General features: G+C 59.8%; 23 protein-coding genes. 6 read left to right on the top strand and 17 right to left on the bottom strand.

The features are described from left to right. Positions 1-41: 41 nt before the first annotated feature. From AACY44_RS04935 to AACY44_RS04950, 4 genes are all read right to left on the bottom strand, one after another. Complete coding sequence (locus tag AACY44_RS04935) at positions 42-524, bottom strand: GNAT family N-acetyltransferase (RefSeq protein ID WP_339417618.1); 483 nt, start codon at positions 522-524, stop codon at positions 42-44. Then, positions 521-1,423 carry a chemotaxis protein CheV gene (locus tag AACY44_RS04940; protein ID WP_339417620.1) on the bottom strand — a complete coding sequence of 301 codons (903 nt, stop codon included), beginning with the start codon at positions 1,421-1,423 and terminating at the stop codon, positions 521-523. The genes AACY44_RS04935 and AACY44_RS04940 overlap by 4 nt, the downstream gene beginning before the upstream one ends. 113 nt (positions 1,424-1,536) lie before the next feature. Beyond that, on the bottom strand, positions 1,537-2,511 hold the full coding sequence (locus AACY44_RS04945) for a 2-hydroxyacid dehydrogenase (protein WP_339436101.1): 975 nt from the start codon (positions 2,509-2,511) through the stop codon (positions 1,537-1,539). Positions 2,512-2,718: 207 nt separating this feature from the next. Continuing rightward, positions 2,719-3,687, bottom strand: coding sequence for a LysR family transcriptional regulator (locus AACY44_RS04950; protein ID WP_186688424.1), 969 nt, complete (start codon positions 3,685-3,687; stop codon positions 2,719-2,721). 182 nt (positions 3,688-3,869) lie between these two features. Here AACY44_RS04950 and AACY44_RS04955 point away from each other — a divergent pair, with 182 nt between their 5' ends. The 4 genes from AACY44_RS04955 to AACY44_RS04970 are packed head-to-tail and all read left to right on the top strand — an operon-like array spanning position 3,870 to position 8,669. Continuing rightward, entirely contained in the window at positions 3,870-5,405 is a 1,536-nt protein-coding gene (locus tag AACY44_RS04955) for an efflux transporter outer membrane subunit (RefSeq protein WP_339417628.1), read from the top strand. A 10-nt stretch (positions 5,406-5,415) separates the two neighbouring features. Further along, positions 5,416-7,605, top strand: a complete 2,190-nt coding sequence (locus AACY44_RS04960) for an FUSC family protein (protein WP_339417630.1) — start codon at positions 5,416-5,418, stop codon at positions 7,603-7,605. Next, positions 7,595-7,795: a DUF1656 domain-containing protein gene (locus AACY44_RS04965; protein ID WP_012722318.1), complete on the top strand. Its 201-nt coding sequence runs from the start codon at positions 7,595-7,597 to the stop codon at positions 7,793-7,795. Before AACY44_RS04960 ends, AACY44_RS04965 begins: the two co-directional genes overlap by 11 nt. A 10-nt stretch (positions 7,796-7,805) precedes the next feature. Continuing rightward, entirely contained in the window at positions 7,806-8,669 is an 864-nt protein-coding gene (locus AACY44_RS04970) for an HlyD family secretion protein (RefSeq protein WP_339427142.1), read from the top strand. Between the two features lie 6 nt (positions 8,670-8,675). Here the strand turns inward: AACY44_RS04970 and AACY44_RS04975 are convergent, their stop codons facing one another. The 7 genes from AACY44_RS04975 to AACY44_RS05005 all read right to left on the bottom strand — a co-directional run bounded on the left by AACY44_RS04975 (position 8,676) and on the right by AACY44_RS05005 (position 13,388). Next, the gene (locus tag AACY44_RS04975) at positions 8,676-9,134 is read right to left on the bottom strand and encodes a hypothetical protein (RefSeq protein WP_339529873.1); all 459 of its coding nucleotides are present in this window, start codon (positions 9,132-9,134) and stop codon (positions 8,676-8,678) included. Further along, positions 9,124-9,972: an NAD synthetase gene (locus AACY44_RS04980; RefSeq protein ID WP_339427141.1), complete on the bottom strand. Its 849-nt coding sequence runs from the start codon at positions 9,970-9,972 to the stop codon at positions 9,124-9,126. The genes AACY44_RS04975 and AACY44_RS04980 overlap by 11 nt, the downstream gene beginning before the upstream one ends. Positions 9,973-10,221: 249 nt before the next feature. Beyond that, complete coding sequence (locus tag AACY44_RS04985; RefSeq protein ID WP_339417637.1) at positions 10,222-10,680, bottom strand: hypothetical protein; 459 nt, start codon at positions 10,678-10,680, stop codon at positions 10,222-10,224. Continuing rightward, positions 10,670-11,590: an NAD synthetase gene (locus tag AACY44_RS04990; RefSeq protein WP_339529875.1), complete on the bottom strand. Its 921-nt coding sequence runs from the start codon at positions 11,588-11,590 to the stop codon at positions 10,670-10,672. Before AACY44_RS04990 ends, AACY44_RS04985 begins: the two co-directional genes overlap by 11 nt. 105 nt (positions 11,591-11,695) lie before the next feature. Continuing rightward, positions 11,696-12,097, bottom strand: a complete 402-nt coding sequence (locus tag AACY44_RS04995; protein ID WP_339417640.1) for a DUF4440 domain-containing protein — start codon at positions 12,095-12,097, stop codon at positions 11,696-11,698. After that, positions 12,097-12,909 (bottom strand): SDR family oxidoreductase, encoded by an 813-nt coding sequence (locus tag AACY44_RS05000; RefSeq protein ID WP_339437897.1) that lies wholly within the window; start codon positions 12,907-12,909, stop codon positions 12,097-12,099. The genes AACY44_RS04995 and AACY44_RS05000 overlap by 1 nt, the downstream gene beginning before the upstream one ends. A 14-nt stretch (positions 12,910-12,923) precedes the next feature. Next, positions 12,924-13,388: a multidrug transporter gene (locus AACY44_RS05005; RefSeq protein WP_339417643.1), complete on the bottom strand. Its 465-nt coding sequence runs from the start codon at positions 13,386-13,388 to the stop codon at positions 12,924-12,926. A 357-nt stretch (positions 13,389-13,745) separates the two neighbouring features. Between AACY44_RS05005 and AACY44_RS05010 the strand changes: the two genes are divergently transcribed. Both AACY44_RS05010 and AACY44_RS05015 read left to right on the top strand, forming a co-directional pair. Continuing rightward, positions 13,746-13,982 (top strand): hypothetical protein, encoded by a 237-nt coding sequence (locus tag AACY44_RS05010; protein ID WP_339417645.1) that lies wholly within the window; start codon positions 13,746-13,748, stop codon positions 13,980-13,982. Positions 13,983-14,159: 177 nt separating this feature from the next. Beyond that, positions 14,160-14,636 carry a hypothetical protein gene (locus AACY44_RS05015; RefSeq protein ID WP_339427139.1) on the top strand — a complete coding sequence of 159 codons (477 nt, stop codon included), beginning with the start codon at positions 14,160-14,162 and terminating at the stop codon, positions 14,634-14,636. A gap of 92 nt (positions 14,637-14,728) precedes the next feature. Here AACY44_RS05015 and AACY44_RS05020 read toward each other — a convergent pair whose 3' ends face one another. The 6 genes from AACY44_RS05020 to AACY44_RS05045 form a co-directional block, all read right to left on the bottom strand. Further along, positions 14,729-16,180 carry a mannose-1-phosphate guanylyltransferase/mannose-6-phosphate isomerase gene (locus tag AACY44_RS05020; RefSeq protein ID WP_339417649.1) on the bottom strand — a complete coding sequence of 484 codons (1,452 nt, stop codon included), beginning with the start codon at positions 16,178-16,180 and terminating at the stop codon, positions 14,729-14,731. A gap of 140 nt (positions 16,181-16,320) precedes the next feature. Beyond that, on the bottom strand, positions 16,321-16,974 hold the full coding sequence (locus tag AACY44_RS05025; protein WP_339417650.1) for an alginate O-acetyltransferase AlgF: 654 nt from the start codon (positions 16,972-16,974) through the stop codon (positions 16,321-16,323). Between the two features lie 16 nt (positions 16,975-16,990). Next, positions 16,991-18,175 (bottom strand): alginate O-acetyltransferase, encoded by a 1,185-nt coding sequence (locus AACY44_RS05030; protein ID WP_339436096.1) that lies wholly within the window; start codon positions 18,173-18,175, stop codon positions 16,991-16,993. Between the two features lie 11 nt (positions 18,176-18,186). Next, the gene (locus AACY44_RS05035; RefSeq protein WP_339529878.1) at positions 18,187-19,719 is read right to left on the bottom strand and encodes an MBOAT family O-acyltransferase; all 1,533 of its coding nucleotides are present in this window, start codon (positions 19,717-19,719) and stop codon (positions 18,187-18,189) included. A gap of 214 nt (positions 19,720-19,933) precedes the next feature. Further along, positions 19,934-21,043 (bottom strand): mannuronate-specific alginate lyase, encoded by a 1,110-nt coding sequence (locus tag AACY44_RS05040; protein WP_339455519.1) that lies wholly within the window; start codon positions 21,041-21,043, stop codon positions 19,934-19,936. Positions 21,044-21,067: 24 nt separating this feature from the next. Further along, positions 21,068-22,513 (bottom strand): alginate O-acetyltransferase, encoded by a 1,446-nt coding sequence (locus AACY44_RS05045; protein ID WP_339427208.1) that lies wholly within the window; start codon positions 22,511-22,513, stop codon positions 21,068-21,070. Positions 22,514-22,520 lie beyond the last annotated feature (7 nt).

Raw genomic sequence — 22,520 nt, forward strand, 5'->3', positions numbered from 1 at the left:
CCGTTCAGGGACTCTGGAAGCAAGTTATGCGCCAGCGACTGTCAGTCGTCTGCGGCCACATCCCGTAGGACAAATACCATGCCCGCGCTTTCATACAGTTGCCGGGCACGCAGGTTGCTCTCCAGCACCTTGAGGTCCACGTAGGGTTCGCCGCGCTGCTTGAAGACCTGGAAGCTGTGCAGCAACAACGCGCGGCCCACTCCCTGGCCCTGGGCGCAAGGGTGTACGCAAAGGTTCTTGATAAAGGCGCTGGTCCAGCACTGGGCCACGCCGAGAATGCTCTCGCCGTTGCTGGCCACCAGGCACAGCGTGGGGTCGAACTCGGCATCGGTATTGAATTGGCGCTGCCAGGTTTCCAGGTTGGGAACGCGGCCGCCGCCCTGGTCCTGGGTCATGCGCAACACCGCGTGAATCGCCGGGGCGAGGTCTGCGCGGTAATGATCCAACTGTGTATTGGCCGGCCACTGCGGGGCGGGCAGGCTGCCCCTCAGGTCGCGGCGCAGTAGTTGGAAATACTCGGTCACAGACCCTGTTGCGCCACGGTTTTGGCGGCCACTACCAGGCACTTGGTCAGCTCGGGCGAGGAAAACTTGGTCAGCACCGAGTTAGCCCCGGCCAGGCGGGCTTTTTCGCTGTTCATCGCGCTGTCCAGGGAGGTGTGCAGCAATACATACAGGTGCTGGAAGTCCGGTGTTTCACGCAGGGTGCGGGTGAGGGCATAGCCGTCCATTTCAGACATCTCGATGTCCGACACCACCACATTGATCTGCTCGGCCGTGCCTTGCAGCTCCAGCAGCACATCAATAGCTTCCTTGGCGCTGCGCGCGGTGTGGCAGGTGAGGCCGAGGTTGCGCAGGGTGTGCACCGATTGCTGCAGGGCGACCTGGCTGTCGTCGACCACCAGGATCCGCGCATGGCCGAGTACTTCAGCTTCTTCCATGGTCAGGTCGGTAGGCGCCACTTCGACCGGTGCCGGCGCGATACCGTGGATGACTTTTTCGATATCCAGTACCTGCACCAGGCCGCCTTCCACCTGGGTGACCCCGGTGATGAACGCGCGGTTACCGCCGGAGCCATAGGGCGGCGGGCGGATGTCGGTGGTCAGGCAATGCACGATCTTGCTCACCGCCTGCACATGCAGGCCCTGCTTGGAACGGCTCACATCCGTGACGATCAGGCAGCCGCCGTTGGGGTCTTCAAGGGGCATTTCGCCCAGGGCACGGCTCAGGTCGATCACTGCCAGCGAGGCACCGCGCAGGGTGGCAATGCCTTTGACGTGCGGGTGAGACTCCGGCAGCTTGGTCAGCGGCGGGCACGGAATGATTTCGCTGACTTTCAGCAGGTTGATGGCCATCAGCTTGCCGCTGCGCAAGGTAAAGAGCAGAAGCGAAAGTGAGTCTGCGCGGGCTTTGGTGGTGGACATAAAAACCTTCTGTGGATCAGGGAGGACGATCTATGGAAGGTTATCGACTTGGGCGCGCCAGGCTTTAACCGTATTTTGTGTGGTACATGGCCCGCTCCCACAGAGAATTTTTGTCAACCCTTCCACACCTGCGGGTTCACCAGGTCCTGCGGACGTTGACCCAGCAGGGCGCTGCGCAGGTTGTCCACCGCACGGTTGGCCATGGCTTCACGGGTTTCATTCGTGGCCGAGCCAATGTGCGGCAGGGTCACGGCATTGCTCAGTTGGAACAGCGGCGACTCGGCCAACGGCTCTTGTTCATACACATCCAGCCCGGCGCCACGGATGCGCTGGGTTTGCAGTGCTTCGATCAGCGCCGGCTCGTCGACCACCGGGCCTCGGGAAATGTTGATCAGGATCGCGCTGGTCTTCATCAGCCCCAGCTCGCGGGTGCTGATCAGGTGACGGGTCTTGTCGCTCAACGGCACCACCAGGCAGACGAAGTCCGCCTCGGCCAGCAGTTCATCCAGGCTGCGAAATTGTGCGCCCAGTTCCTGCTCCAGCGCCGGCTTGCGGCTGTTGCCGCTGTACAGGACCGGCATGTTGAAACCCAAGCGTCCACGCCGTGCCACGGCCGCGCCGATATTGCCCATGCCGACGATGCCCAGCGTCTTGCCATGCACATCGCAACCGAACAACGGCGCGCCCACGCTGGCTTTCCACTGGCCGGCTTTGGTCCAGGCGTCCAACTCGGCCACACGGCGGGCGCTGCTCATCAGCAGGGCGAAGGCCAGGTCGGCGGTGCTTTCGGTGAGGACGTCGGGGGTGTTGGTGAGCATGATCCCGCGCTCGTTGAAGAACGGTACGTCATAGTTGTCGTAACCCACCGACACGCTGGACACCACTTCCAGTTTGCCCGCGCCTTGCAACTGCTCGCGGCCCAGCTTGCGACCCACGCCGATCAGGCCGTGGGCGTGGGGCAGGGCTTCATTGAATTGAGCGTTGATATCGCCCAGCTTGGGGTTGGGCGCAATCACCTCGAAATCCTGTTGCAGGCGTTCGATCATTTCCGGGGTGACACGGCTGAAGGCGAGGACAGTCTTTTTCATTGCAGGCGGGCTCATCGACTACGGAAGAATGCCAAGCACGCTAACATTCCTGCCAACAATTGTCAGGGCACCGCCGACCTAAAGTGGGCAGGGAGCGAATGTGTGTGGCTTGCCTGCGATGGCGGCGTATCAGCCAACATCAGCCGTCGCGGACCCGCCACTATCGCAGGCAAGCTCCCACATTGAATCGGTGTTGCGTGAGAGGACTCAGTTCGCCAACCGAGCGCCGCTGAGGCTGCCACTCAACTCATACGCCACCAACTCCGCCTGGTGCGCCGCCAGAATCTCCGGCAGCGAGCCGCGCAGGTATTCCACCCAGGTTTTGATCTTCGCATCGAGGTATTGGCGCGACGGGTAGATGGCGTACAGGTTCAACTCCTGGGAGCGGTAATTGGGCATCACCCGCACCAGGGTGCCGTTGCGCAAGCCCTCGATGGCCGCATACACCGGCAGCAAGCCGATGCCCATGCCGCTGGTGATCGCGGTTTTCATCGCATCGGCCGAGTTCACCAGAAAAGGCGAGGTGTTGATCGCCACGCTTTCCTGGCCTTCGGGGCCGTTGAAGGTCCACTTGTCCAGCTGGATCACCGGGCTGACCAGGCGCAGGCAGGCATGGTTGAGCAGGTCATGGGGGCGATGCGCGCAGCCCTTGGCCTTGACGTAATCCGGCGAGGCGCAGGCGATGCTGTAGGTGATGCCCAGGCGCTGCGACACGAAACCCGAGTCCGGCAGCTCGCTGGCGAGCACGATCGACACGTCATAGCCCTCGTCGAGCAAGTCCGGCACGCGGTTGGCCAGGGTCAGGTCGAAGGTCACGTCCGGGTGGGTACGGCGGTAGCGGGCGATCGCGTCAATCACGAAATGCTGGCCGATGCCGGTCATGGTGTGCACTTTCAACTGCCCGGAAGGGCGCGCGTGGGCATCGCTGGCTTCGGCCTCGGCTTCTTCGACGTAGGCCAGGATTTGCTCGCAGCGCAACAAATAACGCTTTCCGGCTTCGGTCAGCGCAATGCGGCGGGTGGTGCGGTTGAGCAAGCGGGTTTGCAGATGGGCCTCAAGGTTGGAGACCGCGCGCGACACGTTGGCTGTGGTGGTATCCAGTTGCACGGCGGCGGCGGTGAAGCTGCCCGCTTCGGCCACGCAACTGAAGGCGCGCATATTTTGCAAAGTGTCCATGGGGATTTCTCAGGGGAGATAACAAATTGTGACAGAAAGTTACGCCGTCCAGTGATCCCTACCAACGGATTATCGCTGGAACGGTAACAAAGATTCACAGGAATACCAGCTTATCGTCTCTCATGGTGCCGCCTAGAATTGCGCCACCTCCCTCGCATCACCACCTCAGGAATTCGCTTGCCGTGCCGCGTCGCATCAGCAGAGAGCTGAAGACTCTCATTAACAGAGGGCTGAAGGCTCTCAGTGTTTGCGCCTTATCGTTAGCAATCAGCGGCTGCATCGGAACCGGAGGAATCGCTCCCCAAGGCCAGTCCCTCAACGCCAACAACCTGACCACCGACGAAGCGATTCAGAGTGCCGCCAAGGATGCTCATTGGCCCACCGCGCAATGGTGGCAGGCCTACGGCGACCCTCAACTCAACCGCTGGGTCGACCTCGCCACTCAAAACAACCCGAGCATGGCCATGGCTGCCGCACGCGTCCGTGAAGCACGGGCGATGGCCGGGATTGCCGAGTCAGCCGAGTCGTTGCAGGTCAACAGTGACACCACCCTCAAGCGCCACAACTGGCCGAAGGATCAGTTCTATGGCCCAGGTGAATTGAGTGGCGCCAACACCTGGGACAATAATTCGTCCCTCGGCCTGAGCTATGCCCTTGATCTCTGGGGCCGCGAAAGCAATACCACCGAGCGTGCCGTCGACCTGGCGCATGTGAGCGCCGCCGAAGCACGCCAGGCCCAGCTCGAACTGCAAAATAAAGTGGTGCGCGCCTATATCCAGCTGTCATTGCACTACGCCAATCGCGATATCGTCGCGGCCACCCTGGCGCAACAGCAGCAGATTCTCGACCTGGCCAACAAACGCCTGAACGCCGGGATCGGCACGCACTTCGACGTCAGCCAGGCTGAAACCCCGCTGCCGGAAACCCACCGGCAACTTGACGCCCTGGACGAAGAAATTGCCCTGAGCCGTAACCAGTTGGCGGCGTTGGCGGGCAAAGGCCCGGGGGAGGGCGCGCAATTGCATCGCCCGACACTGTCCCTGGCCGCACCGCTGACATTACCCTCAAGCCTGCCCGCGCAATTGCTCGGCCAACGTCCGGATGTGGTCGCCAGTCGCTGGCAGGTTGCGGCCCAGGCGCGTGGCATCGATGTGGCCCACGCCGGCTTTTATCCCAACGTGGACCTGCTCGGCAGCCTTGGCTATGTGGCCACCGGCGGCGGCATGCTAGCGTTCCTGGCGGGCAAGAAATTCAACTACAACGTTGGCCCGGCGATCACCTTGCCGATCTTCGACGGCGGTCGCTTGCGTGCGCAACTGGGTGAGGCCAGTGCCGGTTATGACATCGCGGTGGCGCGCTATAACCAAACCCTGGTGAATGCGCTCAAAGGCATCAGCGATCAATTGATCCGCCGTGAATCGATGGATAAGCAATCCTCTTTCGCCGCGCAATCGGTGGCGTCGGCGCAAAAGACCTACGACATCGCGATGATCGCCTACCAGCGCGGCCTCACCGATTATCTCAATGTGCTCAACGCCCAGACCTTGCTGTTCCGCCAGCAGCAGGTCGAGCAACAAGTACAGGCCGCGCGCCTGGCCACCTATGCCGAACTGGTGACCGCCCTGGGCGGCGGTATCAAGGCCGGCGACGACGTACCGCCAGATACCAAGACCCTCCCGAGCAAGACCCCGGCGGCGCTCGCCGTGTTTGATCACTGAGTAGGATTAGATGACCCCCTTGCCTGCACCGCTGCGCTGGCTGCATTCCCTTGAGTGGCGCCGTGGTTTTTTCGACTGGGCACGCAGCGACGGCGTGACCTGGGTGTATATCTTCAAGGTGCTGATCGCCGCGTTCCTCACGCTGTGGTTGGCCATGCGCCTGGAGCTGCCGCAACCGCGCACGGCAATGATCACCGTGTTTATCGTGATGCAACCGCAGAGCGGCCAGGTGTTTGCCAAGAGTTTCTACCGCTTCCTTGGCACCCTGGCGGGGTCCGCGGTGATGGTGTTGTTGATTGCCCTGTTTGCGCAGAACACCGAGTTGTTTCTCGGCGCGCTGGCGATCTGGGTCGGTGTCTGCACTGCAGGTGCGACGCGCAACCGTAACTTTCGCGCCTACGGGTTTGTACTGGCCGGCTACACGGCGGCGATGGTCGGCTTGCCAGCCCTGGCCCACCCGGACGGCGCCTTTATGGCGGCGGTGTGGCGCGTGCTGGAAATCTCCCTGGGGATTTTGTGTTCCACGCTGGTCAGCGCGGCGATCCTGCCGCAAACCAGCAGCGCCGCCATGCGCAACGCTTTGTACCAACGTTTTGGCGTGTTCGCGCTGTTTGTCACCGATGGCCTGCGCGGGCGCAGTGAACGCCACTGTTTCGAGGCCAGCAATGTACGCTTTATCGCCGAAGCGATCGGCCTGGAAGGGCTGCGCAGTCTCACCGTGTTTGAAGACCCGCACATGCGCCGGCGCAATGGTCGGCTGAGCCGCCTCAACAGCGAATTCATGAGTATCACCACGCGGTTCAACGCCTTGCACCAGTTGCTTGAACGCCTACGCACCGACGAGGCGGACCACGTGGTAGCGGCAATCAAACCCGGCCTGCAGGATCTTGCCGAAGTGCTCGACGGTTTCTCCGGTCGCGCACTCACCAGCCCTGACGCGGCGCGCCTGGTCAACCAACTGAGCGCCTACAAGGGCGACCTGCCCGCCAAGGTCCGCAGCCTGCGCGCGACCTTCCAGGAACAGAGCCCCAGCGAAGCCGAACAGCTGGATTTTCATACCGCCTACGAGCTGCTTTACCGCTTTGTCGATGACCTGCACAACTACGCACAAACCCACGCCTCCCTCGCGGATCACAGCCATGCGCGCGAGCAGTGGGACGAAACCTTCATACCGAAAACCAATTGGCTGGCCTGCGCCGCCTCGGGGATTCGTGCGTCATTCATCTTGATTGTGCTCGGCAGCTATTGGGTCGCTACCGCCTGGCCCAGCGGCGCAACCATGACCCTGATCGCCGCTGCCACCGTCGGCTTGTCCGCCGCCACACCCAACCCCAAGCGCATGGCATTCCAGATGGCGTGTGGCACCTTGATCGGTGCACTGGTGGGTTTTGTCGAAATGTTCTTCGTATTTCCCTTGATCGACGGTTTTGCGCTGCTCTGCGTGATGCTCGCCCCGGTGATCATCTTTGGCGCCTTCCTCGCTTCACGCCCGCAATACGCGGGTGTAGGCGTGGGCCTGCTGATCTTCTTCAGCACCGGCTCGGTGCCGGACAACCTTACGGTCTACAACCCCTACACCTTTATCAACGACTACATCGCCATGGTCATCGGCATGCTGGTGTGCGCGGCGGCGGGGGCGATCATCCTGCCGCCCAACAGCCGCTGGCTGTGGCGCCGCCTGGAGCAGGACCTGCGTGAGCAAGTGGTATACGCGATCAGCGGCAAGCTCAAGGGCCTGGCCTCGAGTTTCGAAAGCCGCACCCGCGACCTGCTGCACCAGGCCTATGGCCTGGCCGTCGGCCAGCCACACGTGCAGCGCGACCTGCTGCGCTGGATGTTCGTGGTGCTGGAAGTCGGCCACGCGATCATCGAGTTGCGCAAGGAACAGGCGATTTTGCCAGTGCACCCGGCGTACGCCGAATCCCAGCCCTGGCGCCAGGCGATCCGCGTGATGGGCCGCTCACTGGTGCGCCTGTTCCTGCAACCCAGCGCGAGCAACCTGGAGCGTGGCCTGATCGCTGTGGACCACGCGATCAGCCGCGTGCAGGCCACCGACGAACCCTTCGCCCCGCACTTCGACACCTCGGCCCTGCGCCGGGTGAAGAGCTATCTGCACTTTATCCGCACCTCGCTTTTGAACCCGCAATCACCACTGGCAGCCCTCGAAGGCGCCACGCAAGGATCTCCGCATGCCCCGTGAAATCGCCTTCCACGGCGTGTACATGCCGACCATGACCCTGATGTTCCTGATCGCGGCCGTGCTGGCCTGGGCGCTGGATCGCTTCCTGGCCGGGTTCGACCTGTACCGTTTTTTCTGGCACCCGGCGTTGCTGCGCCTGAGCCTGTTCGTTTGCCTGTTTGGCGCCCTTGCGCTGACCGTCTACCGTTGAGAATGCCCCGATGAAAAAGTTTTTCAGCCTGCTTGCGACCTTGCTGGTATTGGCTTTGGCGATCTGGATTGGCCGCACGCTGTGGGTGCATTACATGGAGACCCCATGGACCCGCGACGGCCGCGTGCGTGCGGACATCATCAACGTGGCGGCTGACGTAACGGGTGAAGTGGTCGATGTGCCTGTGCGTGATAACCAACGGGTGAAAAAGGGTGACCTGCTGATGCAGATCGACCCCGAGCACTACCGCATTGCGGTCAAGCAGGCGCAATCGCTGGTGGCGTCGCGCAAGGCCACCTGGGAGATGCGCAAGGTCAACGCCCATCGCCGAGCTGACCTGGATGCGCTGGTGATCTCCAAGGAAAACCGGGAAGACGCCAGCAACATCGCTGACTCGGCGCTGGCGGATTACCAGCACGCGTTGGCGCAATTGGAAGCGGCCGAACTCAACCTCAAACGCACTCAAGTCGTGGCGGCGGTCGATGGTTATGTCACCAACCTGAATGTGCATCGCGGCGACTACGCCCGCATCGGCGAAGCCAAGATGGCGGTGGTGGATATGAACTCGTTCTGGGTCTACGGGTTCTTCGAAGAAACCAAACTGCCTCACGTCAAGGTCGGTGACAAAGCCGATATGCAATTGATGAGCGGCGAGACCCTCAAGGGGCACGTAGAAAGCATCTCGCGCGGCATCTACGACCGTGACAACCCCGAAAGTCGCGAGCTGATTGCCGATGTGAACCCGACCTTCAATTGGGTGCGTTTAGCGCAGCGCGTGCCGGTGCGGATTCACATTGATGAAGTGCCGGAAGGGGTGTTGTTGGCGGCAGGCATTACCTGCACCGTGATTGTTCGAGAGTTGCAGGTCGATTGAGTCTGACTAATACGCGAGTGCTCTGGCCCTCACTTTGCGCCGGCGTCTGACGCGCAACATACCGACGAAGCGGCGATGGTTTTTTTTATTGAGCAACAGTAGGCAGAACAGAGCTTGAACCAACGGAAATAGCGCGAACATAGTAACGCGGTGGTTGCCCAAATAGTCTGCCGCCAGCAAAGCGTTCAGGGCGGCGGCGCCCACAAGTAGAACAGGCCCCAAGCGTAAGCCTGCCGCTACCAGGGTCAAACCAGCGCAAATTATCAGTAGCAACATCAGGCTCGCCGCTATCGAGTATTCGCTGGGGAGATAATTTATTCGGGAGTAATACGACAGGCTATGTGAAAGGTTGCCTGAGAGACTGACCAAGTTCATGGACACTGCGGTACCCACCGTAAAAGCAAAACGCTGGGTGTAACGCCGCAATGTTTGAGGCGCCCGAGTGGGTTCGTTTTTACTGCTCATGGTTGTCAAACTCCTCATATAAGGCGATGACGATTTGGTTGATATTCCCAGAGAGGCTGCTGCCAGTTATCGCAATAACCGCCCCCACTTGATCGGCTAGTTGAATGAGAATGTCCCGACGTAGCTGGGGATTGCTGAACCGCTTTGGAAGCTTTCCAGCCAATTGCTTCAACCGGATCATTTCGCGAGCATGGCGGGGATTTTGCAGGCGCAGAACTTCATGAGTCAGTTTTGCGCGTTCCTGTCGACTCAAGCGTCTTAAAATGTCAGTGACGCTGCGGTCTGTGGTGTTTTTGATCGTCATGACGGTTTTTACCGTGACAAACGTCGTGCTGCCCGCGCCCACCAGCGAAATACCGTCCAAGGCTGAAGTCATTGCCTGATACCAGCTTAGGCTGTCGTAATAATCGTTCTCTGCCGGGTTGGTAAGTTCTTTGTAGGTTCGCCACAGACCGTTGGCACATTGCACACCGCTTGCAGCCGCGGCTGTATAAGCAATGTAAGTGATTGCAAGAGTGGAACCCGCACTTAGCGCAGCCGTCGCGATCCCTGCCTTGGCCACGATGATTCCAATCGCGGCCCCACTGCACGCCGGCGCCATTCCCGACGCCTCCTTCCACAGCTGAGACTCTCGCGGTGAACTTGCCGCCAGTTGCGCGTAGTCATCGGCGGTCATCAACACCCCGGCCACCTCCCGCAAAATCACCCGTTTGGGCTTGACGCCACATAACGGTAAAAACTCACGCAGCACCGTCACACGATAATCACTGCCGATATGCACCACCCCGGCCCCGACGATAGCCGGGTCGGCATCGATTGTTCGATAGAGCTTAGGCAAGTCCAGCTGACTGGTCAGTCGCTGGCGGGTCGTGGTGTGCGCATCCGGCGACCGCTTCGCAGGAAATCGCTGGGCATCCTTTCACCTGTGAGTAAACAGAGGTGAAAGAGCCTGGGGATTGGTTAGTTGTAATGCTGTCAGGCATTTCGCTGTTTTTTGTAGGACCCGGCCTGGCAGAGGGGGTGTTGCTGGCAGCGGGGATTACTTGCACGGTGATTGTCGGTGCAGTGCAAAAATGAAGAGGTGGGTCTAGGTAAATAGTGCTTTAAACCTGATTTTTCGTCGGCGCTTTACCCTGAGCATGCTGGTATAGCGGCGGTGGTTCTTTGAGTGGAGGACCAAGATGTAAAGCAGGGATGTGAACAAAGGGAATAAGTTGAACAGCGTCGCCGGGTGATTGGCCAGGTAGCTAATCGCGAGCCAGGTATTAACGATGGCGACGGGTGTGAGTATTCGGAATGCGTGACGCAAGCCTTCAAATAGCATTATCTGGCCTGCTAAAAAAATCAGACAAAGTGCCATACCTGTCCCGAAAGAAAACTCAATCGGTAAATGATTGGCCTTTGCGTAATAAGACAAGCTAAGCGCCATGTTGATCGCTATGTTGTTCAGGCTCAGCAGCAGAGCACTGCCCCATGAGGGTAAGAACCGATAGGCGTAACGGCGCCAAATTCGATATTCACGGGAGGGGTCGACGCTATAAGTCATGGTCGGAAAACTCCTCATAGAGACCAATGACTATGTGATTGATATTTCCGCAATAGGTGCTGCCTCCAACGCTCAATGTCGCTCCAACCTGGTCTTTTATTTGAGTGAGAATGCCTAAACGCAATTGGGGGTTGCTGTAGCGTTTGGGTAGCTGCCCCGCCAGCTGCTTCAGGCGAAGCATTTCGCGGGGATGGCGAGGGTTCTGCAGTCGCAGCACTTCGGTCGTTAACTTTGCACGTTCCTGGCGACTCATGCGTCTCAAGATGTCTGTCGAATTACGCCCAGTCGCACGCTTGATGGCCATTACTGTTTTGACGGTAGCGAAGGTGGTGGTACCTGCCCCGACCAATGAAATGCCATCCAGGGCGACGGTCATTGCCTGATACCAGCTTAGGCTGTCGTAATAGTCGTTTGTGGCGGGATTGGTCAATTCGTTGGCGACTCTCCATGAACCATTGACACACTGGAGGGCAGTCGCAGCGCTGTAAGCGACGTAGCTTAATGCAAGGCTGGTACCCGCGCTGAAAGGCGCTGCTGCGATTCCTGATTTCGCAATGATGTAGCCAATTACGGCCCCTCCACAGGAGGTAGCCATCCCCGATGCCTCTCGCCATAGCTGCGATTCACGCGGCGAGCTTGCCGTCAGCTCCGCATAGTCATCGGCAGTCATTATCGGCCCAGCCACCTCCCGCAAAATCACCCGTTTGGGCTTGACGCCACATAACGGTAAAAACTCACGCAGCACCGTCACACGATAATCACTGCCGATATGCACCACCCCGGCCCCGACGATAGCCGGGTCGGCATCGAGTGTTCGATAGAGCTTAGGCAAGTCCAGCTGACTGGTCAGTCGCTGGCGGGTCGTGGTGTGCGCATCCGGCACACCGCTTCGCAAGAAATCGCTGGGCATCCTTTCACCTGTGAGTAAACAGAGGTGAAAGAGCCTGGGGATTGGTTAGTTGTAATGCTGTCAGGCATTTCGCTGTTTCTTGTAGGACCCGGCCTGGCAGTTACCTCATTGCGCTATAAAAGTCTCATGCAAATGCCGCCACAACAGCGCGCCGCTGGCTTGCTTCTCGAACACCACCGTGGCGCGGCGATCGGTCTGGGTGCCGCTGTCGTCGATCTGATGTTCACGATAAGTCACCGTGGCGCCACGTGCATGCCGGTCAATCCCGGTCATCTCGCTCAACGTGATCTTCAACCCTGGACGCATGCCGCCCAAACGAGTGAATAGCGCATTGACCCCGGCCGTATTGACCCGGGTACCGGTCGCCGGTGCAACCATGCTGAACGCCGGCGAGAAACGCGCGAGCAAACTCTGCAAAGTGCCCTCCGGCGCAACGCCGGCAAACCATTGCTCGATCTCGACATGGGTCTGGATCACTTCATCAAAAAAGTCGCTGTAGTCGATCATTACAAACTCCGCTCCAATCCAAAGCGCTTTTTCAAGACGCTCTCTAATAAACCTTTGGGCAGCAGTGCCGCCATCAACGGCAGCGCTCGGCTGCCATTGCCCGAACGCAACAGGCGTGGAGGCTGAGGTTGCTGCACGGCCTTGAGCACCTCGGCCGCGAACTCGCTGGCCGGCGTCGGCTTGTCCTGGGAGGCCTGGCTGCGCGCACGGATGTTGTCGCGCAACGGCCACCACGGCGACTGTTCATTGATCAACAGTTCGGCCTGGGCCCCGGCATTTTTTGCGAAGTGGGTGTTGATTGCGCCAGGCTGGACCTCCATCACGCGCACACCAAACGGTGCCAACTCCATACGCAGCGCATCGCTCAATGCATGCACGGCCGCTTTCGACGCGCAGTAGGCGCCTGCGAAAGGCGTCACCAGTACCCCGGAAACGCTGCCGATATTCACCACCAGGCCCTTACTGCGCCGTAGGGTTGGGAACAACGCCTGGGTCACGCCGACGATGGAGAACACGTTGGTCTCGAATTGGCGCTGCATTGCCTCGGTGCCGCCGTCCAGCAGCGGTCCCATGGCGCCATAGCCAGCGTTGTTGATCAGAACATCCAGCTCTCCCAATTGCTCGGTCAGGTGCATCAAGGCGACCCGATCGTTGACGTCCAGTTCGACGGCATTGAAGCCAGTGGCGGCGAGAGCGGTGACATCTTCCGGGCGGCGGGCGCTGGCCCACACGGTGTAGCCAGCCGCTTTGAAAGCATCTGCCAGAGCACGGCCGATGCCGCTTGAACATCCGGTGATGAGTACGTTGGGCATGGGTCAGTCCTTTGTCAGTCCGAGAAACTGCCTTGCACGTGCTCGGCACGAAATTGCAGGGTTTGCGGGCGGTAGCCGGCGCGCAGAGGCGGTGTGGGCAGGCAATCGTCCCAGGTGGCGCCGGCCTGCAACTCACCAGGGCCGCGATAGCGCGGGGCGGCGTAGACATTGTCGGCGAGGTTGACCGTGTCGCCCGGCGCATAGGCGGCGACGCGCCAACGCAGCTCGGTGAGGGGCACGTCGTTGCCGTTGTTCAGGGTCAGTTTGAGCGGCCGGTCGGCCGGGCATTCTTCGGCGGCATAGGTGATTCGCAGTTCCAGCCGGGCTAATTGAGAGGCTTCGCGGTTGTCCAGCCATACCACCCACACGGCGACCAGGCCCAGGCCAATGGCGGCTGCCAGCGACACTGGCAAGGCCTTGGCCGGGTAGCGCAGCAGCAGGATCAACCAGGTGATGATCAGTAGGACGCCGAAGAACATGATGACAACCTCATAAGCAGATAAAACATCCTACCTGCGGGGTGGCCTCGGTGCCTATCGCGGGAGGCGGTTTTCGTTTACAGGGAACCTGATAACTCATTTTCTCCACAGAGCCAGCATAGGGAAATACCGACTACCCAGGAGGGTTATCAACCGCAGTCTGATTAAGTGAGAAAAACTATGATTGCAGCAGCCCTTCTTGCGCCGGCCGTCACCTCCGCCCTGGCGTCGGCGGTGACCTCTCTCATCACGGCTCAGCGAGCACCAGCGGCGAATACGGCTGGAGCGTCCAGGCAAACGAACGAAGAGCCGGGTTCACGCCCGTCTGGTCGTATGCAGAATCAGAAGCTTACAAACTTGGGGCAAACCTTGCTGCAAGCGCCTTCAGCAGATCTGCGCAACAGCGGTATGAGCGCCCGGCACGCCAAGGGGTTTGGTATTGGCATGGGCGGCATGGCCACCCAGGAGGCTGGGCAAAAACTGGCCACCAGCGGTGGGGCGTTGTCCAAGGTCCTCGGCGCCGCGATGATCGTGGGGGGCAAGGTTGCCCAGGAGTATGGTGCCGACACATTCGATCACGCCAATCGTAGGTAACGGCAATCAAAACCCAGGATTGCGTCTGTTCAGCAGCCGCAAAGCACGACCTGGGTGTGTAGGCATTTCCTTTGATACGGGAACCGGTTTCGAGCTTTTTCCCACAGAGTTTGAGCACGGAGTTGCGCGTTTAGCCATGAAGGAACTCTACCGTAGACTTACGAAGTGAGATGTTCTATGACCGTATCAAATACCCTTGCCCCTGTACCGACGCCTTTTGTCTCGCTGGCATCCACGCCAGCGCCTGCGGTGCTGGAAACACCCAATCAAGTGCTCAAGCAAGAGGTCAGCTCGAACGGGTTACCGCGTATGCAAAACCTGGGGCTTACGAATCTGCGCCACACACTCATGCAAGGCATCAGCAATCGCGTCAATTCGCCGTTTTCAACGGCGCTTCACGTTAAGGATGATTCGAATAAGGGCAAGGCCGCCGGGGCCGCCATAACGGTGGCAGGTGCGGCGATGCAGGGGGCTGGCGCGAGAATTGCGACCAGTGGTGGCGCAGGTGCGAAAGTGTTCGGAGGGGCTATGGTCTGGGGCGGCAGGACTATGGAGGAATATGGCAAGAACAAATATGACATGGCGGGCGCCAGCACTAACAATACGGGCAATTACAATGCCTATTCCCCAAGTAACTGGGGCGGTCGCGCATAGTCTTGAACGGCCGGTGAACTAAAAAGCCCCCGCCCAACCGGCTGCGGATAGGGGACGCAGGCGGCTGGACGGGGGCTTCTTGTACGACTGTTTTACTGCGCGATAGTTTTCACCGACACGCCACGCTCAACTGGCGTCGAGCGGCCGTAGATATCTTCAAACCGCTCGATATCGTCTTCGCCCAAATAGCTGCCCGATTGCACTTCGATGATCTCCAACGGGATCTTGCCTGGGTTGCGCAGGCGATGCACCGAGGCGATGGGGATGTAGGTGGACTGGTTTTCGGTGAGCAGGAACACGTTCTCGTCACAGGTGACTTCGGCCGTGCCGCTGACCACGATCCAGTGTTCGGCGCGGTGGTGGTGCATTTGCAGCGACAGGCACGCGCCCGGCTTGACCGAAATGTGTTTGACCTGGAAGCGGCCGCCCATGTCCACCGAGTCGTAGGAGCCCCACGGGCGATAGACTTCACAGTGGTTCTGGGTTTCAGTGCGGCCCTGGTCGTTCAGGGTGTTGACCATCTGCTTGACGCCCTGGACCTTGTCCTTGTGGGCAATCATCATCGCGTCCTTGGTTTCAACGACCACGATGTTGTCCAAACCAATCACCGACACCAGTTTGCCGTTGCCGTGGATCATGCAGTTGCGGCTGTCCTGGATCACCACGTCGCCTTTGCTGACGTTGCCGTGGATGTCTTTGTCGTTGACAGCCCACAGCGACGCCCAGCAACCCACGTCGCTCCAGCCGGCGCTCAGCGGCACCACGCAGGCGCGCTGGGTTTTTTCCATCACGGCGTAGTCGATGGAGTTGTCCGGGCAGCAGGCGAAGGTGGCTTCGTCTAAGGACACGGTGTCGGCATCTTGCTCGCTGCGTTCCAGGGTCAGCACGCAGGTGTCGTAGATGTCCGGATCGTGCTTTTTCAGCTCTTCGAGGAAGCGGCTGGCGCGGAACAGGAACATGCCGCTGTTCCAGAAGTAACCGCCGCTTTTGACGAACTCGACTGCACGTTTTTCATCGGGTTTTTCCACGAACTGTTGCACGCGGCTCACGCCTTCGGGCAGCAGCGAATCGGCGGTGGACTTGATGTAGCCATAACCGGTTTCCGGACGTGTCGCCGGCACGCCGAACAACACCATCTCACCACGCTCGGCGGCTACGGTGGCCAGGGCCAGCGCACGTTGCAGGGCTTTCTGGTCGTCGATCACGTGGTCGGCCGGCAGCACCAGCATCAGCTCGTCGCGGCCTTCGTTGACCAGCATCATCGCGGTGAGAGCCACGGCCGGCGCAGTGTTGCGACCGAACGGTTCCATCAGGATGCGCTGGCATTCCAGCTTACGGGTCGCCAGTTGTTCGTTGACGATAAAGCGGTGGTCCTTGTTGCAGACCACGATCGGGGCGTCCATGCCTTCAAACACCAGGCGTTCCAGGGTTTGCTGGAACAGCGTGTGTTCGCCGGTCAGGGCCAGGAATTGTTTAGGGAACTGTTTACGGGAAAGCGGCCAAAGACGTGAGCCGCTACCACCGGAAAGGATTACTGGGATCATGTGTTTCTCCTTGAATCAATTTGGGTCAGAGCTACGAAGGTTTGTCGTTTCACTCTTGTTTTTGTCTCGGTCCGACCAGACTCCTCGGTCCCTGTGGGAGCCAGCTCCCACAGGGGAACGGAGTCTGGTCGAAAAATTGATCAGCGGGTCGACACTGGGCGTTTCACCCAGACTGGCGACAGGCTCGAACCGGAACCCGTAACGTACAGCACGGCGGCTTCACCGCGCTCCAGCGCAACTGGCTTCAGGTCGCTGACTTTCTTGTCGCCGTCATACAAGGCCAGGCTCACTTTCACCGGGTTGATTTCGCGCTCGCCGCGGCCTTTGGCAGCCACGGTCTTGACCACGTCGGTCTTGCCGTCAGCGGTTTTCAGGGCCAGGGCCTTGTCGCTGAGGTTCTGCACGCGCACCAGGGACTTCTGCTTATTCTTGAACGGTGGTTCTTCGATCAGCTGTGGCTGGCCGCTGCCGTTGTTGACCAGGGTGTAGTAGTGGTCGGCGGCGAGTTTGACCGGTACGGTCTGGCTGCCCACCTTGGCGCTGTAGTCACCGCCCGGCATGAAGCTGAAATCGCTGCTCGCCAGCGGCGCGACGTCGCTCAGGTTGGTGCTGCCAACGGTGGCGCTGACTTCTTGATTGGAGGCGTTGTAGACGCGCACGAAGCTTGAACCTTTCGGTGCGACGGGGCCGTACAAGGCGGCATCACCGGCGAAGGCCGACATCGAAGCGATGCTCATGCCAGCGGCGAGGGCCAAGGTTTTGGCGAGACGACGAGGAGTTGTAGTGAAAGTCATGTGAGTTACCTCTCTTTCAGTTGTGCGCCCGGTCGGGCGTCTCGGATTTTTGATGTTTAACTGGGGTGTTCTGTGCCATGTCTTGTCGGCGCGTACCGGCTTGTTTAAGTTGCGCAACCCACTTGGGGTCGGCATCGCCGATTTCGTTGTTCACGGGCAGATAACGTTCAGGAAACTCCCAGATCAGCACCTGTGGCGGGCTGTTCTTGAAGTCATCGCTTTTGAGGTAGCTGAGCATCGGCAGGATCGGGCCATGGCCGTCTTCGGCGTAGCTGACTACGTCGCTGCCCAGGGCTTGCTTGAGGGCGCCGACGAAGTTCCAGTTGGGGTTGGCGCTGTAGCTGGTGCCCACCAGTGCCACCGGGGTTTCGCTGTCGCTGAACAGCGCGTCGTCACCTTTGGTTTCGGCCAGGTGCGTGACGCGTTTTTCCAGCGGCTCTTTAGGTGGCATCAGGTTTTCGAACAGCGGGTCCAGGGGCAGGAACAGGCGCAGGTCGCCTTTGTGCGGCTCGGTTTTCTCGGCTTCGGTGACAAAGCGTTGAGGCTCGCCGCTCAGCGGGGTCTTTTCGGTAATCGTCTTGGCCAACTGCTTGGCGGCAATTTCAGCACCGTCCGGCGTCCAGTGAGTGTCGGTGCGCAGGAACACCTGCTTGCCAGCGAGCTTGGCCTGTTGCAGTGGGCCAAGCAGGTCGGGGGCGATGATCTTGTCGGCGGCGACACGGGCGTGGAAGTCCTGGTACAGGTTGGCGTGGATGCTGGCCGGTTTCACTTCACCCAGGTGTTCCGGGTACAGGCGCACCTTGGCCGGCACGATCGCCATCACCAGTTGAATGCCCTGCGCCTTAAGCTTCTGGCGTACGCCTTCGACCAGCGCGTAGTTGCCTTCAAGGTTCTGGTCTTCGTTGACGATGGGGTTGAACTCCTCGTCGCTGTACAACCAGTGATCGCGACCCAGTACTACGCCAGGGCGACCTTCATTGAACAGCTTATAGTCCAGCGCTGCCCACAGGTTGGTGCCCAGGCGTTTGATCGGGAACTCTTCGTCGTAGTGCGTCTCGACAGCCTTGGTCCAACGGCCGTTGAGCACGGTCGCGTCGGCATTGGTGCTGAATCCGAAAAAACTGCGCAGCGACCAGGCACCCAGGGTCAGCAGCAGCACCAGGAACAGGCCGATATAGAGGACGCGTAATGAACGGGTCATGGTCGGCTCCCTCAGAATTGGAAGTAAAGGAACGGCGAGAAACTCTGCGCCGACAATTTGAGAATCGACGCCACGAACAACAGCAGCACCGCAGCGCGCATGGCGTAGCGTGGCCAGTCAGCGGTCCAGTAGGCCGGTTGCACGGCGGCATCTTGGCCCACGGTGAAACCGGGCTCGTGGATGCTGCCAGGGTTGTCGCCCGGTACGGCCTTGATCAGGCTCGGGTCGGCTGGCTTGGTCTTCTCGGCAAGGCGATTGGTGTAGAAGTCGCGCAGGCCAAAAAACGCCAGGGTTGCATAGGCCACCACCAGCGTTGCCACTTGCAGGCCGGTGAGGTTGGCGCGGTTGAGTTCCGACAGCGACCACTCGCCAAAGCTGAACATCGCACCGTACATGCGGCCGGCGACGTGCAGGTTCTCGGCGCGGAAGATCACCCAGCCCATTACCACCAGCAGGAAGGTAAAGGCCCACCGCACGGGGTTGAAGCTGCGCGGCGAGGTGTTGAGGCCGATGGCTTTTTCAATCGCCAGCCACATGCCGTGCCAGGCGCCCCACACGATGTAGGTGATGTTCGCACCGTGCCACAGGCCACCGAGCAACATGGTCAGGAACAGGTTGCGGTAGGTGGTCAGCGTGCCTTTACGGTTGCCGCCCAGGGTGATGTACAGGTAGTCACGCAGCCAGGTGGAGAGGCTGATGTGCCAGCGACGCCAGAACTCGGTGATCGACTGGCTGATGTACGGCTGCTTGAAATTTTCCATGAAGCGGAAACCCATCATCAAGCCCAAACCAATCGCCATGTCGCTGTAGCCGGAGAAGTCGAAGTACAGTTGTGCGGTGTAGGCCAGCGCGCCGAGCCAGGCATCACCCGTTGTCGGGTTTTGCAGGGCGAAGCAATGGTCGGCCACCACCGCCAGGGTGTCGGCGATGAAGACCTTCTTGATGAAACCCTGCATGAACCGCGTGCAGCCCTCGGAGAACTTGTCGAGGGTGTGGGTGCGGTTGTTGAACTGGTCGGCCAGGTCGCGAAAGCGCAACACAGGGCCGGCAATCAAGTGCGGGAAGATTGCCACGAACGCTGCAAAGTCGATGAGGTTGCGCGTGGCCGGGGTGTCGCCGCGATACACGTCGATGATGTAGCTGATGGACTCGAAGATGTAGAACGAGATACCGATCGGCAACAACACGTGGGTCAGGATAAACGGCTCCAGGCCCGCCGACTTCATCATCACATTGATGCTGTCGACGCCGAAGTTGGCGTACTTGAAGTAGCCGAGGATGCACAGGTCGACCACCACGCCCAGCAGCAGCCAGCGCTGGGCCGGCTTGGTGCGCACGCCTGCCGCACCGACCTTGAGGCCGATCCAGTAGTTCCACAGCGTCACCGCGGCGAACAGCGCCAGGAAGTCCACTCGCCACCAGGCGTAGAACACGTAGCTGGCCAGTAGCAGCAGCAGGTTGCGATAGCGTTGCCCGCTCAAGTAATACAAACCGAGAAAGATCGGCAAGAACAGAAACAGGAACACATTGGACGAGAAAACCATCCCGATCTCTCCATGTTTAACAGACAGTCAAGGGCCAGAGCCCCCCCAAACCCCCCCACGAAATTCGGGGGAGGGCGGTACAACAATTTCACTGTCGAAACCGGCTCAGTGTGGGAGCTGGCTTGCCTGCGATAGCGGTGTGTCAGACGACATCAATGTTGCATGTCATATAGCTATCGCGGGCAAGCCCGCTCCCACAGGGGACCGAGTCCGGTCAGGAACCTTTGTCGCCTTTCTCATGCGCCGGGTCGTACACCTTGGTCAGGTCGCCCCCGAGGCGGAACGTCTTGAACGGCTGCATCCCGTGTTTGCGCTCGATCACATCCGGCGCACAGGTGTAGAGGGTGCAGAACGGCTCAAGCCATGCGTATTTCATGTCTTCCCTGAGGTCCTTCATGTCTTGCTCTTTGCCATTTTTCTGCTCGAAGATTTCCGGGTCTTTCACCCCAGCCAGCACTTTGTCGCCCAGGCGCTTGAGCGCGCTGTTGTTTTCCTGGCGCAGATCAACACCGTTGACCAGGGCAAAACTGGCGATCATTGACAGCGGCGGCAGGGCGTAGTTGTGGTACGACAAGGCGCGTTGCTGGCGTTTCAATTCGTTCGGCAAGAAGCCTTGGTCATCGACCTGGTTGACGCCGACCTTGTATTCCTTGACCGCCCAATCAAACAGGTCGCGGCGGTTGGTGGCGACGGACGTTGCCATCACCGACCAGGCGGCCCAGTAGGAGTGGTTGTTGGTTTTTTCCAGGGGCAGGTTGTCCCAGTCGCTGACTACCTGATCGGCCAGTTTGTTGAACCAGGCTTCGATCAGTTGCGATTCCTGCTGGTGGTTAGCCAGCGGGTGCGAGTTGGAGAACTTCAGGCGCACATAGGCCGAGGCCATGCTGCCCAGCGCCCACTTGCGCATGGATTTGCCGGTGTGGTTGAAGTCCTTGGACATCAATGCATCGGCCTTGGCCCACGATACCAGCCAGTTCAGGGTGCATTCGAGTTGCTCGGGGCGACCGTCGCGCATGAACTGCATCACGCGTTTGCTGGTGTCTTTTTCCAGCTTGGTGATGTCGGCAGTGCTGTCGCGGAAGGCTTTTTCGGATTGCACATTCAGCGTGGAACGCGCCTTGTCGGAGCCTTCGTACTTGCTGCGAAACTGCAACGGCCCGGTGTACGGCGTCGGCATGGTGTCGCAGTTTTTCTTGAAATCGCCAGTCTTGAACGCTTCAATCGGTGCGAAATAGCCTTGTGGTGGACGCAGCGGTGCCGCGGCGTTGACGGAGCCTGCGAACATCGCCAGGCCCAGTAACGTAGGGATCAATAACTTCTGCATAGGTAACCTCATTGCACGCTTATTTCAATGCGTTGATGCGGTTTTTTGACCGCCGCTTGGGAATACGTTGCGTGTGCAAATTTTCGCTTCGACTTTCTGCGCGGCAGCGCCTGCTTCGGGGCCCTGCACTTCCACGGCCAGCAAGTTCTGAGAGGCCCAGTCTTCATCGGTGCGCAGTTCAAAGGCGAAACGCCCGTCTGTATCGGATGTTTCGGGTTTCTCGATCTTGATGTCCTCGTGGCGACCGTTCATGTACCAGAGGGTGGCTTGCAAGGTTTTCACCGACGGGTCGGCAAAGCGGATATCAACCTGATGGTTGGCGTTGCGCAGGTCTTTGTTCGAACTGTTCACCAGCAATTCGTTCTTGCCGGGTTTCAAGGTGGTGCTCGCGGCCATCTGCGCGGTCTTGCCTTCGCAGCCGTTATCGAGCAGGGACATCATCTGGCGATAGATGGTCTCCTGGTCGAGGCGATACAGCGGCGAGAACTCCCAGATCAGAATCTTTGGCGGCGACTTCTGGAATTCGTCGCTGCCCAGGTACTGGAGCATCGAGCCTTCAAGACCACCACCGGGGAAGGCGACGTTGAGGATATCAGCGCCGATTTCCTGTTGCAGGAAGCCGGCGAAGTTGTAGTTCTTGCCGCTGTGACTGGTGCCCACCAGGGTGATCTGCGGGTTGCTCGAATCGCCGAACAGGTCGCCGTCACCGGCTTCGCCCTTCGGCTCGGTGGTGAACTGGTCCATGTACTGGATCGCGTAGCTGGTGCCGCACAGTTGCCCGGCCATGTTATGCAGGGTGCCGGTCTTGCCCATGCGCCCGGAGCGCTTGGTTTCGAATTCGCGCTTGGGAATATCGGCGAATTCAGGCATGGCACGCACTTTGGCGCCGACGATTTTCGCGGTGCGCTGGGCGCCGTACGGGGTCCAGTGCTGGTCGCCACGGAAGTAGAAATCGTGGGCCGGCAGCTCATCCGGCAGTTGCTCGTTGGTCAACGGCGACAGGTCCGGCACTACGTAGCCCATCTTGGCGAAACGGCCAAGCATGGTCTTGTAGTTGGTCAATGCCTTGTCGAAATCGAACTTGGCTTTTTCCTCGGGGTTGAGCTTGTTGCGGTTCACCAGGCCACGGGTCGGCTGGTAGACCACCACCAGTTCCACACCCTTGGACTTGAACGCGTCATGCAGTTGTTGCATGCGCTTGTAGCCAGACGGGGTAGTGTCGAACTCGGTACGCAGGTCTTCCTGAGTACGGAACAGCCAGTCGCCCTGGGCTTGTACCAGGGTGGTGAAGTTCTGCTGATAACGTGTGGTGTAGTTGCGCGCGTCATGGGCGGCCGGGCACAGGCTGCAGCACGGCTCGGCGGTGAAGGTCGGCGCCTTGATTTCGTCGGCGCGCACGCCCTGGCTGGCCGCGAGCAGGCCGAGGGTCAGACCCGAGAGGCTCAGCAGTTTGATCATGTGTGGGTGCATAAGGGTC

Origin of the sequence: Pseudomonas sp. RA_15y_Pfl1_P11, assembly GCF_963970975.1 — a bacterium.
In the GTDB taxonomy this organism is placed as follows: Bacteria; Pseudomonadota; Gammaproteobacteria; order Pseudomonadales; family Pseudomonadaceae; genus Aquipseudomonas; species Aquipseudomonas tritici.

What these genes read in the sequence shown, in the direction of transcription:
- AACY44_RS04940 (WP_339417620.1), bottom strand. Translation starts at nt 1,423, where the DNA reads ATGTCCACCACCAAAGCCCGCGCAGACTCACTTTCGCTTCTGCTCTTT.
- AACY44_RS04945 (WP_339436101.1), bottom strand. Translation starts at nt 2,511, where the DNA reads ATGAAAAAGACTGTCCTCGCCTTCAGCCGTGTCACCCCGGAAATGATC.
- AACY44_RS04950 (WP_186688424.1), bottom strand. Translation starts at nt 3,687, where the DNA reads ATGGACACTTTGCAAAATATGCGCGCCTTCAGTTGCGTGGCCGAAGCG.
- AACY44_RS04960 (WP_339417630.1), top strand. Translation starts at nt 5,416, where the DNA reads ATGACCCCCTTGCCTGCACCGCTGCGCTGGCTGCATTCCCTTGAGTGG.
- AACY44_RS04965 (WP_012722318.1), top strand. Translation starts at nt 7,595, where the DNA reads ATGCCCCGTGAAATCGCCTTCCACGGCGTGTACATGCCGACCATGACC.
- AACY44_RS04970 (WP_339427142.1), top strand. Translation starts at nt 7,806, where the DNA reads ATGAAAAAGTTTTTCAGCCTGCTTGCGACCTTGCTGGTATTGGCTTTG.
- AACY44_RS04975 (WP_339529873.1), bottom strand. Translation starts at nt 9,134, where the DNA reads ATGAGCAGTAAAAACGAACCCACTCGGGCGCCTCAAACATTGCGGCGT.
- AACY44_RS04985 (WP_339417637.1), bottom strand. Translation starts at nt 10,680, where the DNA reads ATGACTTATAGCGTCGACCCCTCCCGTGAATATCGAATTTGGCGCCGT.
- AACY44_RS04990 (WP_339529875.1), bottom strand. Translation starts at nt 11,590, where the DNA reads ATGCCCAGCGATTTCTTGCGAAGCGGTGTGCCGGATGCGCACACCACG.
- AACY44_RS04995 (WP_339417640.1), bottom strand. Translation starts at nt 12,097, where the DNA reads ATGATCGACTACAGCGACTTTTTTGATGAAGTGATCCAGACCCATGTC.
- AACY44_RS05000 (WP_339437897.1), bottom strand. Translation starts at nt 12,909, where the DNA reads ATGCCCAACGTACTCATCACCGGATGTTCAAGCGGCATCGGCCGTGCT.
- AACY44_RS05005 (WP_339417643.1), bottom strand. Translation starts at nt 13,388, where the DNA reads ATGTTCTTCGGCGTCCTACTGATCATCACCTGGTTGATCCTGCTGCTG.
- AACY44_RS05015 (WP_339427139.1), top strand. Translation starts at nt 14,160, where the DNA reads ATGACCGTATCAAATACCCTTGCCCCTGTACCGACGCCTTTTGTCTCG.
- AACY44_RS05020 (WP_339417649.1), bottom strand. Translation starts at nt 16,180, where the DNA reads ATGATCCCAGTAATCCTTTCCGGTGGTAGCGGCTCACGTCTTTGGCCG.
- AACY44_RS05025 (WP_339417650.1), bottom strand. Translation starts at nt 16,974, where the DNA reads ATGACTTTCACTACAACTCCTCGTCGTCTCGCCAAAACCTTGGCCCTC.
- AACY44_RS05030 (WP_339436096.1), bottom strand. Translation starts at nt 18,175, where the DNA reads ATGACCCGTTCATTACGCGTCCTCTATATCGGCCTGTTCCTGGTGCTG.
- AACY44_RS05035 (WP_339529878.1), bottom strand. Translation starts at nt 19,719, where the DNA reads ATGGTTTTCTCGTCCAATGTGTTCCTGTTTCTGTTCTTGCCGATCTTT.
- AACY44_RS05040 (WP_339455519.1), bottom strand. Translation starts at nt 21,043, where the DNA reads ATGCAGAAGTTATTGATCCCTACGTTACTGGGCCTGGCGATGTTCGCA.
- AACY44_RS05045 (WP_339427208.1), bottom strand. Translation starts at nt 22,513, where the DNA reads ATGCACCCACACATGATCAAACTGCTGAGCCTCTCGGGTCTGACCCTC.